General features: G+C 72.5%; 14 protein-coding genes. 4 read left to right on the top strand and 10 right to left on the bottom strand.

Annotation, left to right across the window (positions count from 1 at the left end):
• Positions 1–56: 56 nt before the first annotated feature.
• Both ACGFY9_RS01965 and ACGFY9_RS01960 read right to left on the bottom strand, forming a co-directional pair.
• On the bottom strand, positions 57–872 hold the full coding sequence (locus ACGFY9_RS01965) for an oxidoreductase (protein ID WP_393750973.1): 816 nt from the start codon (positions 870–872) through the stop codon (positions 57–59).
• A gap of 146 nt (positions 873–1,018) precedes the next feature.
• Positions 1,019–1,303 carry a hypothetical protein gene (locus ACGFY9_RS01960; protein WP_393750972.1) on the bottom strand — a complete coding sequence of 95 codons (285 nt, stop codon included), beginning with the start codon at positions 1,301–1,303 and terminating at the stop codon, positions 1,019–1,021.
• 221 nt (positions 1,304–1,524) lie between these two features.
• Between ACGFY9_RS01960 and ACGFY9_RS01955 the strand changes: the two genes are divergently transcribed.
• The 4 genes from ACGFY9_RS01955 to ACGFY9_RS01940 all read left to right on the top strand — a co-directional run bounded on the left by ACGFY9_RS01955 (position 1,525) and on the right by ACGFY9_RS01940 (position 4,951).
• The gene (locus ACGFY9_RS01955; RefSeq protein WP_393750970.1) at positions 1,525–2,274 is read left to right on the top strand and encodes an SDR family oxidoreductase; all 750 of its coding nucleotides are present in this window, start codon (positions 1,525–1,527) and stop codon (positions 2,272–2,274) included.
• A gap of 256 nt (positions 2,275–2,530) precedes the next feature.
• Positions 2,531–3,421 carry a helix-turn-helix transcriptional regulator gene (locus ACGFY9_RS01950; protein ID WP_393750968.1) on the top strand — a complete coding sequence of 297 codons (891 nt, stop codon included), beginning with the start codon at positions 2,531–2,533 and terminating at the stop codon, positions 3,419–3,421.
• Between the two features lie 90 nt (positions 3,422–3,511).
• Complete coding sequence (locus tag ACGFY9_RS01945) at positions 3,512–4,108, top strand: TetR/AcrR family transcriptional regulator (protein ID WP_393750966.1); 597 nt, start codon at positions 3,512–3,514, stop codon at positions 4,106–4,108.
• 105 nt (positions 4,109–4,213) lie between these two features.
• Entirely contained in the window at positions 4,214–4,951 is a 738-nt protein-coding gene (locus ACGFY9_RS01940; protein ID WP_393750964.1) for an NADPH-dependent F420 reductase, read from the top strand.
• A gap of 1 nt (position 4,952) precedes the next feature.
• On the opposite strand, the gene ACGFY9_RS01935 is transcribed toward ACGFY9_RS01940, so the two are convergent.
• From ACGFY9_RS01935 to ACGFY9_RS01900, 8 genes are all read right to left on the bottom strand, one after another.
• The gene (locus ACGFY9_RS01935) at positions 4,953–6,503 is read right to left on the bottom strand and encodes a carboxylesterase/lipase family protein (RefSeq protein ID WP_393750963.1); all 1,551 of its coding nucleotides are present in this window, start codon (positions 6,501–6,503) and stop codon (positions 4,953–4,955) included.
• Positions 6,504–6,524: 21 nt separating this feature from the next.
• Entirely contained in the window at positions 6,525–7,163 is a 639-nt protein-coding gene (locus ACGFY9_RS01930; protein ID WP_393750961.1) for a GPP34 family phosphoprotein, read from the bottom strand.
• A 111-nt stretch (positions 7,164–7,274) separates the two neighbouring features.
• Entirely contained in the window at positions 7,275–7,934 is a 660-nt protein-coding gene (locus ACGFY9_RS01925) for a response regulator (RefSeq protein ID WP_393750959.1), read from the bottom strand.
• On the bottom strand, positions 7,931–9,106 hold the full coding sequence (locus ACGFY9_RS01920; RefSeq protein WP_393750957.1) for a sensor histidine kinase: 1,176 nt from the start codon (positions 9,104–9,106) through the stop codon (positions 7,931–7,933). Before ACGFY9_RS01920 ends, ACGFY9_RS01925 begins: the two co-directional genes overlap by 4 nt.
• A 63-nt stretch (positions 9,107–9,169) precedes the next feature.
• Complete coding sequence (locus ACGFY9_RS01915) at positions 9,170–10,789, bottom strand: VWA domain-containing protein (RefSeq protein ID WP_393750955.1); 1,620 nt, start codon at positions 10,787–10,789, stop codon at positions 9,170–9,172.
• Between the two features lie 20 nt (positions 10,790–10,809).
• Positions 10,810–12,018, bottom strand: a complete 1,209-nt coding sequence (locus ACGFY9_RS01910; protein WP_393750954.1) for an AAA family ATPase — start codon at positions 12,016–12,018, stop codon at positions 10,810–10,812.
• Between the two features lie 113 nt (positions 12,019–12,131).
• Entirely contained in the window at positions 12,132–13,097 is a 966-nt protein-coding gene (locus ACGFY9_RS01905; protein WP_393750952.1) for a CU044_5270 family protein, read from the bottom strand.
• Positions 13,094–13,861, bottom strand: a complete 768-nt coding sequence (locus tag ACGFY9_RS01900) for an RNA polymerase sigma factor (RefSeq protein ID WP_393751761.1) — start codon at positions 13,859–13,861, stop codon at positions 13,094–13,096. The genes ACGFY9_RS01905 and ACGFY9_RS01900 overlap by 4 nt, the downstream gene beginning before the upstream one ends.
• Positions 13,862–13,978: the final 117 nt, after the last annotated feature.

Genomic DNA, 13,978 nt, shown 5'->3' with positions numbered 1-13,978 from the left:
ACACGCTCCGACGTGGTGTTCGCGGGGCGGACCGCCCCTGAAGCCGGACCGGGATGTCAGGCGGGCATCCGGTTGAATCTGCGGATTCCTTTGTCGAAGGTGATGGCGGGGGCGAAGCGGCGCAGCGTCCTCATGCGCGCGGCGAGGGGGCCCGCGGTGTAGCGCAGCTTCGGCTTCTTGTCGGTGGCCGCGGTGACGATCACCTTGGCGACGACCGCGGGATCGTCGCCCGCCTTCATCGCATCCGCGATCACCTCGTCGAAGACGCGCCGTCGCTCCGCGTACAGAGGCAGCGGGGTGTCGGGCTGTGCGGCGTTGGCGTCGAAGCTGGTCCTGGTATAGGCGGGTTCGACGAGGAGGACGCGGATGCCGTGTTCGCGGACTTCGTGGTCCAGCGACTCGGAGTAGCCCTCGACGGCGTGTTTCGCGGCGACGTAGAGCGCCATGTAGGGCTGGGGGATCAGGCCCAGGACGGACGAGATGTTGATGACGCGTCCGCCGCCCCGGGCGCGCATGTGCGGCAGGACGGCCTTCGTCATACGGATGACGCCGAGGACGTCGACGTTCAGGACGTTCTGGGCCTGGGCGACGGAGTTCTCCTCGACGGCGCCCGCCGAGCCGACGCCCGCGTTGTTGACCAGGACGTCGATGCGTCCGAACCGGTCGATCACCTTTCCGACCACGGCGGTGGCCGAGTCGTCGTCGGCCACGTCGAGATCGAGGTATGTCACCCCGGCGGGCGGGGTGAGTCCGGAGGTCTTGCGGCCGGTTCCGATCACCTCGAAACCTGCCGCGACGAAGGCGCGGGCCGTCTCCTTGCCGATCCCCGATGAGGCCCCTGTCACGAGCGCCACCGGCCGATTTGTCGCCATCACGGACTCCCTTGGCTTGAATTACGTTCGTATGCCTTACGTTCGTACGACCATACGGTGGTCGTGGGTCGATGGCAAGTGGTCACGTCCGGTGTTCCAGCCGGCTCCACCGAGCCGACGGCGCTCGGCGACGAGCGGTCGCTGTTTCACGACACGGTCGCCGCTCTGCCGGGATGCCGCAGCTTCACGGAGTTGGGCACGTACCTCCGCGTCGACGCCCTGAGCGAGCCTGCGCTGGTGCGTGAAGTCGGGCAGGTGGACGGTGCGCTGCCCGCCCGGGTCCGGGGGCCGCCGGTGACGTGCGGGGAGCATGCGGCGAGATCGACAAGTCGGCGGCGCAGTGCGGCCACCTCCTCCGGGCGGAGGGAGGCGAAGGCACCGAGCGGGACCATCAGGCGCCGGCGCGGGCCGGAGCTGGGCGGTTCAGTCACCGTCCTCGCCGTCGTCAGCCGACGCCGGCCGTCTCGGCATCGACGTCACCATCACCGCCACCTCCACCGTCCACGGCACCGGATCCGCCGCGGGGGCCACTTCACGAGGCAGAGACCGCCGATCCATGGATAAACCTTCCTCTCCCGCCCCTGCGCGGGCGCTCCTACGGTCGAGGCTGCGGGCGCTCACCGGCCCGCCGTACCGAAGGAGCAAAGCCCTCATGAAGACGACCGGCAACACGATCCTGATCACCGGCGGCACCTCGGGCATCGGCCTCGGTCTGGCCCTGCGTCTGCACGAGGCCGGCAACAAGGTGGTCGTCGCCGGCCGGCGCAAGGAACTCCTCGACGAGATCACGGCCGAGCACCCGGGTATCGACGGGCTCGTCCTCGACGTCGCGGACCCCGACTCGATCGCCCATGCCCGCAAGACCGTGGCGGCGAGCCACCCGGAGCTGAACGTCCTGGTCAACAACGCCGGCATCATGCTGCTGGAGAACGTCCTCGACCCGGCCGAACTCCCGGTCGCCGAGGATCACGTCGCGACCAACCTGCTCGGCACGATCCGGATGACGTACGCCTTCCTGCCCCTGCTGGTGGGCAAGGACGACGCGGTCGTCATGAACGTCACCTCCGCGCTGGCGTTCGTACCGTTCCCGAGCACCCCGACCTACAGCGCGACCAAGGCCGCGCTGCACTCCTTCTCCGAGAGCCTGCGCATCCAGCTCGCCGGTGCCGACGCCGGCGTCCAGGTGATCGAGGTGGTCCCGCCGGGCGTGCGCACGACCCTGCTGGGCCAGCAGGACAGCGACCAGTCCATGCCGCTGGACGACTTCCTCAGCGAGACCCTCGACCTGCTGCGCGAGAAGCCCGACGCGAAAGAGCTTGTCGTCGAGCGCGCCGGGTTCATCCGCGACGCGGTGGCCAACGGCTCCTACGACGACGTTCTCGCCATGATCAGCGGCAGTTGACGGACCTGGAAGCCCGACGCGGAACAACAGGGCCGTCTTCCCTGCCGTCGGCCTCGGCGCATTTCCCAGCGGGTCATGCGGGTCATGCGGGTCATGCGGGTCATGCGGGTCAGGTGACCATCGGGACGTCTCGCTGCGAGCGCCGTCGGCGTCGGCGTCGGCCGTACGAGCGCCTTTGCGCGGATGGGAGGGGAGTGCTCAGCCATGGATCGGCGGTCTCTGGATAGCCGGGCGGGATGCGGCGAGGATGGGTGACATGGACAAGAAGGAACTGGCGGAATTCCTGCGTCACCGGCGTGAGATGTTGCGGCCCCGCGACGTCGGGCTGGTCGAGGGTGCGCGCAGGCGTACGCAGGGGCTGCGCCGGGAGGAGGTCGCGCAGCTCGTCGGCATGTCCACCGACTACTACGCCCGGCTGGAGCAGCAGCGTGCTCCGCAGCCCTCCGTCCAGATCACCGCGGCTCTCGCCCGGGCACTGCGGCTGACCCTGGACGAACGCGACCACCTCTTCGTCCTCATCGGCCACAACGCCCCGGCCCGCTTCCACCGCTCCGAACATGTCAGCCCGACCCTGATGCGGGTCCTGGACCGCCTGGACGACTCCCCGGCCATGGTGCAGACCGACCTGTTCGACACCCTCGCGATGAACCCGTTGGCCGTCGCGCTGCTCGGCGACCAGACCCGCCACACCGGTCTGGCCCGCAGCGGCTACTACCGCTGGTTCATGGACCCGGCCGAGCGTCTGATGGTTCCCGAGGAGACCCATGAACGCCACGGCCGTGCCCAGGCAGCGCGCCTGCGGGCCACGCTGACAGCCGGCAGCGACACCCCCCGGGCCGCCCGTATCCTCGCCGAACTCCAGGAACACAGCCCCGAGTTCGTCCGCATGTGGGAACTTCAGGAGGTCGCGCAACGCAACGACGACTGCAAGACCGTCCTCCATCCCGAACTCGGCCGCATCGACGTCGACGCCCAGCTCCTGTACACCGAGAACCGCGCCCAGACCCTGGTGGTGCTGACCACCCGCCCCGGCACGGAGAGCCACAGCAAACTCGAACTGCTCTCCGTCGTCGGGCACCAACAGCTCACCCCCTCATGTCCTGGACCGGGGGCCGGGCCGGGTTCCGCGCTCAGGCCGCCCATTTGACCGGATGCCGCCTCCGTTTTACTCTCGAACATATACGGAGGCTTCATCCGTTTTGATGCGGCCGAAGGGTCACGGCAGGCAGGAGGGCGCATGAGCGCCGGTGAACCGCGGGGACGCAAGCCCCGCGCGGACGTCCAGCGCAACCGCGCGGCCCTTCTGGAGACCGCACAGCGTCACTTCCTGCGGTACGGCGTCGGCACCTCCCTTGAGGCGGTGGCCAAGGAGGCAGGCGTCGGGCCCGCCACCCTGTACCGGCACTTCCCCACCCGTGAAGCGCTGCTGGCGGCCGTGCTGCAGACGCGATCCGAAGAACTGGTGGCCCGCCAGGCGGACATCGAGCGGCTCGGCGACCCGGCCGAGGCGCTGGAGCAGTGGCTGCGGGCGATGGAGGAGTACTTCAGCGCCTTCAGCGGGCTGCCTGACCCGCTCATGGCCGCGGCCCGGGCGCAGGAGCCGGACAATCCGCTCACGATTCCCTGCGACATCCTCATCTCCGCCACCGATCAGTACGTGCGAGCCGCACAGCTCGCGGGGCGCGTGCGCGCGTCGGTGCGCGGGCACGACCTGTTCCTCGCGGCCTGTTCCGTCGCCTGGATCAAGGGCACCGGCACCGAGGAGGAGCCGCTCGACCGACTCCGCACACTCATCGCCAGCGGCTACCTCCAAGGGGACAACACCCAGGCGTAAACCGCCGGCCTCCCCGCCCCGACCCCCGCAAGGCGAGGCGGCACCACCGCACGGCCATCACATCGCGCTGCCCTCAGGGCAGCACAACCTCCGAAGGGACAAATCATGAACATTACTGTCATAGGCGCCGGTGCCATCGGCGGGAACCTCGCTGCCAAGCTCAGCGCGGCCGGTCACGACGTCCAGGTGGCCGACGCCCGCGGCCACGAGGCCGTCCGGGCGGAGGTGCTGGAGTCCGGGGCCCGCGCGGCGGCCCTCGCCGACGCCGTGCAGGGCCGCGACGTCATCGTCCTGTCGATCCCGTTCGGGGTGGCGGGCCAGCTGGCGGACCTGTTCGCGTCGGTGCCCGACGAGACGGTGGTCATCGACACCGCGAACTACTACCCCGGCATGCTCAGCGAGCCGATCGAGGCGGTGGACAACGGCCAGGTGGAGAGCGTGTACACCGCCGAGTCGCTCGGCCGCCCCGTGGTCAAGGCGTGGAACGCCGCGCTGGCCGAAACCCAGCGGACCAAGGGCGTCCCGGCCGGAACACCCGGCCGCCTCGCCATCCCGGTCGCGGGCGACTCCGAGGAGGCGCGGAAGGTGGCCATGAGCCTGGTGGACGACACCGGCTTCGACCCCTACGACGCCGGTACCCTGGCCGACTCCTGGCGCCAGCAGCCCAACGCCCCCGCCTACTGCACCGAGCTGACCCTGGACGAGCTGCCGGCGGCCCTGGCCGCGGCCGACCGCGTCAAGGACGCGGCCATCCGCGACAGCCTCCCGGAACGCTTCGCCGCCCTCCCGGCCAACCCCACCGTCGACGACGTCGTCGAGATGAACCGCGCCGCCCACCGCTGAGTCACCCGATGGCGTTCCAGAACGCGCAGTGGTGGCGGGGCTCCGCCGTGGGGGTGGGGGCGATGTGGTCCGGTGCGAGGGAGAGGACGGTCTGCCGGGGCCAGTGCGGTGATGACGGGCCGTTCGGGTCGGTGGTGCGGGCGAAGCGGGTCCAGTAGTCGATCATGGTGTCGGCCAGCCGGTGCTGCGCCGCGGTCAGGTCGCGGGGGCGGCCGCCCAGGTCGAACAGGTAGGGCAGTTCGCTCGCGTGCGGGGCGCCGAGCGGGAACGGCGGGGTGCCGGAGGTGAGCGGTGGGGCGTGCTCGTCGGCGAACTCGTAGCGCCAGGTGGGTACTTGGGCGCCGCGCAGGGCCGCGTCGGTGTCTGCCGTCGGGCAGGCGAAGTTCGCGTCGCCGATGACCGCGCCGAACACCGGGCCTCCGTCGGCGCGGTGCACCGGGTACTCGCGGACGATCGCCTCGGCCTGCCCCGGGGAGGGGAAGAAGGCGGACACGACGTCGGGCCAGGTGTCGGGGGTGACGGGGTTGCCGGCCTGGATGATGCCGGCGGCCCAGCCGTTGCCCTCGTCGTGGTTGTTGCCGATGAGCACGGGGACGTGGTGGAAGCGGCCGGCGGTGATCGCCGCCGCGGGATCGGTGGGCAGCAACGGGGTTGCGTAGGCGGGCTGTTGGTCCGTGTCCTGGGCCGCGAGCAGGCGCGGGACGGTCACGCGTCGCAGGCAGGACAGGACGTCGTGGGTGGAGCCGCAGCCGACCTTCGCCGCGAGGTCCGTGCCCGTGGCGCGCGCCGTGGACAGGGGGACGGAGGACGGGGCGAAGGGCCGGTCGGGGCGGCCTGTGCACGGGCCGCTCTCGATGATCGCCCGGTCGAAGAGGCCCGCGGCGGCGGGTGAGGCGAGCTGGGCGCAGACGGAGTACCCGCCTGCGGACTCGCCGGCCAGCGTCACGTTGTGCGCGTCGCCGCCGAAGGCGCCGATCCCGGTGCGGACCCAGCGCAGTGCCGCCTGCTGGTCGGCCAGGCCGAAGGTGCCGGAGCCGGGCAGCCCACTGTGGGCGAGGAAACCGAGGGCTCCGAGGCGGTAGTCGACGGTGACGACCACGACGTCGCCGCGGGTGGCCATGCGGTGTGCGTCGTAGGAACTGCCCGCTCCGGTGGTGAGGCCGCCGCCGTGCAGCCACACGATCACGGGCCGGGGGCGCGCGGGTCCCGCGTCGTCGGGCGTGGTGACGTTCAGGTGGAGGCAGTCCTCGTCGGTGCTGCCGCCGGGTACCTCGCCGGCCGGCTGCGGGCAGGCGCTCGCGGGCCGGGTCGCGTCCCGCACCCCGGGCCAGGGGGCCGCGGGGCGGGGCGGTGCCCAGCGGAGGCGGCCGACCGGGGGCGCCGCGTACGGGATGCCCTCGAAGGTGCGGTAGCCGTCGTGGGCGGCACCCCGCACCAGGCCGCCGTCGGTTCGTACGGTCGTGGCGGCGGGCTGGGTCGGCGGCGCCGCGGACCAGGCCGTCGCGAGGACGGCGGTCAGGGCGCAGGCCAGGGTGGTCAGGACGCGGTGCATGGTCGTCGTCTCCCCGTTTCGTCAGCTGCCGCCCATGCCGCCCTTCGCGGCGATCATGGTCATCGGCAGAGTGCGTACGGCTTTCTCCAGGCCCGGCGCGAGGGCGGCCAGCGACCCCGTGCAGGCGTCGATACGGGCCCGGAAGGTCTTCTGGTCCTGCCGTGAAACGACCGAGCGGATGCCGCCCGCCGCGGCCAGTGCCAGCAGCGCGGCGTCGGCGGCGGAGAGCTCCCGGACGGGGCGGTCTCCGTGCAGCGCCGCCGAGACCCGGGCTCGGAGTGCGGCGGGCACGGCGCGGTCCGTCACGGTCAGGCGCCGGGTGCCGAAGGGGGTGCGGCGCGCCTTCACGGTGAGTACTCCCGCCGCGGCGAGCCGGTCCTCCACCTGGGTCAGGGTCTGCTTGCGGTGGCGGCGGACGAGGTGCTTCCAGCCGTGCCCGGCGGCGTCACGCAGCACGCCGTCGAGGACCGGGTCACCGGTCGGCCGGGCGTCGGACACGGTGACCTTGCCGCCGCCGTCCTCCGCCAGCCGGCCGCGCGACGCGAGGTCGACCAGGGCGGCGGCACGCACCAGCAACTGGGTGCGGGAACGGTCGTAGGGGCCTTCGGCCGCGTCGTCGTAGGCGAGCAGGTACATGAGGCAGGCCAGATCGTCGTTCACACCTCGACGCTATGGCGGGGAACCCCGGCAACGGATCGGCCGCGGGAACGGAAGGGCACTGGGAACGCGGGAGGACCGCGGCCCGGCCTCCTCCTTGAGGAGGAGGCGTCGTCAGGGGCGGTGCGGCTCCACGAGGCCGTGGTCGTAGGCGGCGACGACGGCCTGGACGCGGTCGCGCAGGCCCAGTTTGCGCAGTACTGCGGTGACATGGTTCTTGACGGTGGCCTCCGACAGGCGCAGCCGCTCGGCGATCTCCGCGTTCGACAAGGCCTGCCCGATCAGGGTGAGCACCTCCCGCTCGCGGCCGGAGAGATCCCGCAGCGAGGGCGGCGGCGCCGCGTCGGGCGTGGTGCGCAGGAACCGGTCGAGGACGCGGCCCAGCACGGCCGGTGCCAGCAGCGCGTCGCCGCGCGCGGTGAGGCGGATGGCGTCGACGAGTTCGGTGGGGCGCATGTCCTTGAGCAGGAATCCGCTCGCCCCCGCCCGCAGCGCGGCGAGCACGTGCGCGTCCAGGTCCCAGGTTGTCAGCACGAGCACGCGGGCCGCGCTGCCCGACTCCGCGATCCGCCGGGTCGCCTCGATGCCGTCCACGACCGGCATGCGTACGTCCATCAGCACCACGTCGGGTGCCAGTTCCCGCGTCAGCCGCACCGCCTCCCGGCCGTCGGAGGCCTCACCGACCACCTCCAGGTCGTCCCGCGCGTCGATGATCATGCGGAATCCGGTACGGACCAGGGCCTGGTCGTCGGCCACCACCACCCGCAGCGTCATGACACGCGCTCCACCGGCAGCCGCGCCGCCACCTCGAACCCGCCCCGGGGCAGCGGGCCGGCGCGCAGGCTGCCGCCCACGAGCCGTGCGCGCTCCTTCATCCCCACCAGACCGCGTCCCGCTCCCGCCGCGTCCGAACGGCCTTGTGGCGCACGCCCGTTGTCGACCACCGAGATCCTCACGCACTCCCCTTCGACGCTCACACACACGCCCACCTCGTCGGCGCCGGCCGCGTGGCGCAGCGTGTTGGTGAGAGCCTCCTGGACGATCCGGTACGCCGCCAGGTCCACCACGGCCGGCAGCCCGTCGAAGGCGCCCTCGCGGCGCACGCTCACGGTGATCCCGGTCGCCCGCACGGGGTCGGCCAACTCGTCCAGGCGGGCGAGCGAAGGCCCCGGCTCCCGCTGCTCCCCGGCCTCGCCGTCCCGCGGGTCCTCGGGGCCGAACGCCCGCAGCAGGAGCCGCAGTTCCCCGAGCGCCGAGCGGGCGCCCGTCTCGATGGCCCGCAGCGCCTGACGGGCCTGGTCGGGGCGTTCCGCGAACACGTCATCCGCGGCACCCGCCTGGATGACCATCACGGACAGCGTGTGCGCCACCACGTCGTGCACCTCGCGCGCGATCCGCGCCCGCTCCTCGACCACGGCCCGGCGCGTCTCCGCCGCCGACCGTGCCCGCTGCGCCCGGCGCCACTGGCCCACGGTCCACGCGAGGACCACCGCCAGCAGGCAGACCGCCACCCCCGCGGGGCCGCCCCCTGCCCCGAACGCCAGCGGCACCGGCAAGCACATCGCCGCGAGCGCCCGCACCGACACCCGCCGCGGCCTGGTGGCCGACAGCACGCACAGCGCGATCTGCGCCGCGAGCAGCGCCCCCGTCAGGGACACCGCGGGCAGCAGCGTCCACACCGCGATCCCCGTCGCCGCGTTCACGGCGAGTACGGCGACCGGGGCCCGCACCTGCCATCTCAGGGCGCAGACCTGCACAAGAACCAGGACCAGGGCCACGGGCAGGCGCCAGCCGCGCTCCGCGCCGGCGACGAGCACCGCGGTACCGGGTACGGCGAGCACCAGACCGGCCGACCCCCACCACAGCGCCCGCACCGCCCGCGACGACAGCTCGCTCCGCGTCTCCCCGGCGACCACGTCGCCCGGCTGTCTGCTGCTGCGGTCCACTCCCCGACCCTATCCAGTGACGCGGCCGCCCCTCGTGACGAGCAGGCCCGGGTCGGGCCCGGGTCAGATCACGCGGAAAAGGTCGGCGGCCGCGTGGACGTCGGTGAAGTCCTCGATGGAGCGCAGGTTGTCGCACAGGGCGTCCAGGACCGAGTCGGCTCCGGCGACGCGCGGGGCGCCGATGGCCACGCCGAAGACGCGGAAGCCGAGCCGGTGCTTGGCCTCGTTCCAGCCGCGCATCCATGTCTCGGTGACACCGCAGTCGTCGTCGGTGAGCATCACGATGTCGCCGCGGGCGCGGGTGGTGTCGTTGAACTCCGCCTCCAGCAGTTCGCCGGCCGCCGACAACGGGCGCTGGTAGCTGGTGCCGCCGCCGAGGAAGGTCTCCGCGAAGTCGAGGACCTGGGCGATGCCGGCGGGCCGGTCGGCCGGGAAGCGGAAGACCTGGAGCTTGTCGGCGGCGGAGAACAGGATGCCGACGAAGTCCCGTCCCGCGTGGCGGGCCTGGTCGAGGAGCGCCAGGGCGCATGCCTTGGCCCACGCCTCCCGGGTGACTCCGCCGGGCCCCGCTTCGTACATGGAGTGCGAGGTGTCGACGCACGCGATGACGGCGCCCTGGCCGGTGCTCTGCTCGCCCTGGCTGTCGTAGAGCATCAGCTCCCCGGCGGCGTAGCGGGCGGCGAACACCGCGCGCAGTGCGGGCAGGCCTAGGTTGGCCAGTTCGGAGGGGATGACGCGGGAGAGGTCGTCGCCCAGGGTGACGCCGACGAGTTCTCCGGTGGCGTTCTCGACCTTGCGGGCGCGCTCGCCGGCGGCCATCTGCCGGAAACGGCCGATCAGTTCGGCCCACTCGGCGAGCCGGCCGGTGCGCAGCCGCTCGGCGAGCCGGGCCCGCTGGTCGAAGGGCATCCGCTCCAGTTCGCCGGGACCGACTCCCCATGCCCGCATCAGCGCGCCCTCCTCCCGCGCGGCCCCGGCGGCCTTCGCCACCGCGTTCCGCGCGGCGGCCCGGACACCGGGGGCCACCGCCGTGAGGGCCTGCGCGGCGGCCCGGGCGGCCTGCCCTGCGGTGGCCTCGGCGGCGCCGGCGGCCTCGATCGCCTGTTGTACGGCGTCGTCGGCGCGGGACGGCACGGTGCCGTCCTCGTCGGCCTGGTCGACGGCCTCCTGGAGCGCCTCGCCCACGGTGGTCGCCGCGCCTTCGGCTGCCTGCCGGGCCTTCTTCGCCCGGTCGGCCTGTTCCTGGGCATCCCGGGAACTCTCCAATATCCGGCGCAGCGCGGCGGCCTGGGCGAGGACGGCCATGGCAGCGGCGTAGGGGTCGCCGGCCGTCTCCCGGTGCAGCTCGGCGAACTCCGGGGAGTCCAGGAGCGAGGTGATGACCTGGTGGTTGACCAGTCGGGAGGGGTCCATCTCCGCGTGCTCGCGCAGCCGCGGTCCGACCTTGTAGGCGGCCAGGAACGCGTCGGTCAGGAGGTCGGTGGCGTGGTCGTAGCGCTGGTTCAGCTCCTCGGCCAGGTCCCGCAGTCCGGCCGACTGCCCATAGGTGTCCTGCCAGGTGAACCGGTCGAACCGGTCCGCGACCACGGCCGTGGTGTGCCGCTCGGATGCGGCGGCGGACCCGCCCAGCCACCTCCCGGCCCGGCTCGCCAGGTCGTCGAGCCTGCCCCGTGTCCCATTCATGGGTCCTGATCCCCCGGTGTTCAGAGCTGGGCCTGCACCATGCTCGCGTCCATGCCGAGGGCCTCGGTGAGAACGCGGGCGCGGACGGCGCGCTGACGGCCGGCGACCCGGTCGATGGCGGCGGTGGAGCGGCCGGCGCCCGCCGCCTCCTCGCGAAGCTTCTCCAGCCGCTTCCCCGCCGTGGCGAGCTGGTTGTGGGCCTTCTTGATCACCCACTCGCTCAGCGCCTCGCGGGACTGCCCCGCCATGGCGTCGAGCTGGGCCTCCAGCTCGTCGATGGTGTCGGCCAGGTCGAGTGCCTCCCTGGCGTCGGGGTTGACCAGGTGCAGCACTTCGCGCTCGACCGTCGGGCGTTGGGCCGGGGAGTCCCACAGCACATGCGTCAGCACCGACAGGTCGGTCTCGGCGACCGCCGGGCGGCCGTCGAGGTACGCGGACGCCTGGAGCAGGCCCACCGCCTGCCGCCAGCGGCGGTCGGAGGCGACGAGTTCCCTGCGGCGCAGGGCGGCCCGCAGGGTGCACACCGCGTCCACGATCACGTCGGGCACGTCCACGGCCGGGACGGCCTCGGTCACGGCGTGCCGCAGCGCGGCCAGCTCGACCGTGGTCCGCGTCGGTGCCGCCGGGCGGCGGACGGCGGAGCGGACCAGCGCGGCGAAGTTCGAGGGGTCCTCCAGGTACCCGACCTCGATCCGCACCAGCAGCCGGTCGTAGATCGCGGCGGTGTCGTCCCCGCTGGGCAGTTCGTTGCTCGCCGTGATGGCCCCTATGAGGGGGCAGTTGATCGGCTCGCCGCCGCTCTCGGGGTGGTAGATCCGCTCGTTGAGAAAGCCCAGCGTCTCGTTCAGCGCCGCCGTGGAGCACTTGAAGATCTCGTCGATGAACGCGATGTGCGCGGTCGTGGCACGGCCTTCGTACACCTGGCGGTACTCGCCCCGGGCCAGGGCCGCGACGTCGACGGGGCCGAACATCCTCGTCGGCGCGGTGAACTTCGACAGGAGGATCTCCCAGTAGGACGCCCCCTCGAACCTGCCCGTGAGCTCCCGGGCCAGCTCGGACTTCGCCGTTCCGGGCGGGCCGAGCAGCAGCGAGTGCTGTCCGGCCAGCAGCGTCACCACCAGCGTCCGCACCACGTCGGCCCGCTCGTAGAAGCGGTCCGACAACTCGTCGCTGATCGCCCGCAGCCTCGTGGCCGTGTCCCGCACGCCCGGCCCGCCCGGCTCGCTCATGGTCAACTCCTAGCCTGTGACGCCCTGTTGGGCTGCCGAGACGGCCCTTCCCGCGAGACTACGACGAGGCGCAAGGTAGCCGAGGGACGGAACGGCTCTCCAGGAACAGGGAGTCATGCGGCCGGCGTCTCGCCCGCCTTGTCCGCGACCCCGACGTCCAGCAGCGCCTCGTCGGCGGAGCCCAGGAAGTCGTAGGACTTCTTGTCGAAGACCCAGACCGTGCGGCCGTCGAGCTCCTTGAAACTCAGGCCGATGCCCGAGCGGCCGGCGTAGTCCTTGGCGTCGGAGACGACCGAGACGCCCGGGATCTTCGCGGCCGCACGATAGAGCGCGGCGTTCAGTTCGGGCAGGAGCGTGGCGTCGGGGAGCAGCTCGCCGATCTTCTCCAACGCCTCGCTCTCCTGGGTCTGCCCCTCCCCCTTCGTGTCGGCGTAGATCTTCTCCAGCAGTGCGTTGGGTTCGGTGGGCAGCGCCTGAAGCTCACGGAACGTGGCGACGTTCGGGTCGGGGCTCAGCTTCATGTCGTGCGTGCCCTTGGAGTACGAGGAGAACGGGTCCCGGGGCCGGAACGGCGGACCCACCAGCACGGTGACCCGGCGCAGTCCCGCGCGCCTGCCGTCGACGGCGGTCCAGCTCGCCTCGCGCAGGACCCGGATGTCCTTGTCCGAGAACTTCATGGAGCCCTGAGTACGGACATAGACGTACTGGTCGTCCCTGACGGGCACGGACTTCTTCGCGGCGGCGACCTCGGCGATGTGATTCAGGAGGCCGACCGCGTCCGTATCGGTCGTGGCGGGCCTGGACCCGTCGGCGCCGGCGAGGACCGCGGCGACGACCGCCGCCGCCGTGGCGAGGGGTACGACGATGACGGCGAACCGGCGGCGAGGGGCACGCGCTCGCCGGCGGGGTGCCGTCGCGCTGTCCGGGAGTTCCGGGGCGGCCGGCTCGGTGAAGTCTCTGAACTCCGTGAGTTCTCTCATCAGATGGTCCTTCAGCAGGTCGTGGCAGTCGCTCGTCAGGACCGGCTCACCCGGGCTCGGCAGCAGCCTGGCCAGTTCCTCGCGCTCTTCGGGGTTCATCGGTGCTTCTCCTGAGTCGACCGGGCCGTTTCGGGACGGCCACCCGGTACCTGTCCGGTGCGCGGGCCGAGTCCCGGTTTTTTCCGCTGAGGTGGAACATCCGGTGTCGCGGCGGCACTCGGCTCCCCCGGCCACCCGGCCGGCCGCCCGGCGGACGCAGGCCGGGCCAACTCCGCCTCCGACAACGTCCGCAGCCGCTGTCTCGCCCGGGCGAGCCGCGACCGTACGGTGCTCGCCGGCACGCCGAGGGCCTCGCCCGCCGCCGCGTAGCTCAGCCCCGACCAGACGCACAGCGCGAACACCTCCCGCTCGGCCCTGCGCAGCCGGCCGAGCGCGGTGTGCGCGGCAGCGAGCCGCTCGGCTCTCTCCATGCGCCCGACGACGTCGTCGGCGAAGTCGGGCAGGGTGTCACGGTCCGCCGGGCGGGAGGGGAGCCGGGCGAGCGCGGCGCTGTGCCGGCGGGCGGCGCGGCGCGTGTTGCGCAGGACGTTGGTGGCGATGCCGTACAGCCAGGGGCGCAGTCCGTCGCCTTCGGGCACGTCGGCGTCTCGGGCGTCTTCGTCCGGGGCCGCGGCTTCGGGTCTCAGCTTCTCCCTGAGCCGCCAGGCTTCCAGGAAGGTCAGGGACACCACGTCCTCCGCGGTGCTCCGGTCCCCCGACAGCCGGGCGGCATGACCGTAGACGGCCCGGGCATGCGCGCCGAACAGTTCGGCGAAGGCTTCCGGATCGCCGGCGCGTATCCGGTCACGCAGGGAAAGTTCCACAACCAGCCCTGTCCGCTCGGCACTTGTCGTCTCTGTGGCGACGATCACACCAAGCCCACCGTCCCGGACCGAGACTGCCACCGCGCGGGCCCGCCGGTTGCCCGCTTACGCCGCGTC

Source organism: Streptomyces sp. NPDC048504 (assembly GCF_043200035.1).
Classification (GTDB): Bacteria; Actinomycetota; Actinomycetes; order Streptomycetales; family Streptomycetaceae; genus Streptomyces.
The sequence above is the reverse complement of the archived record's forward strand: the minus strand, read 5'-3'. Positions and strand labels throughout refer to the sequence as shown.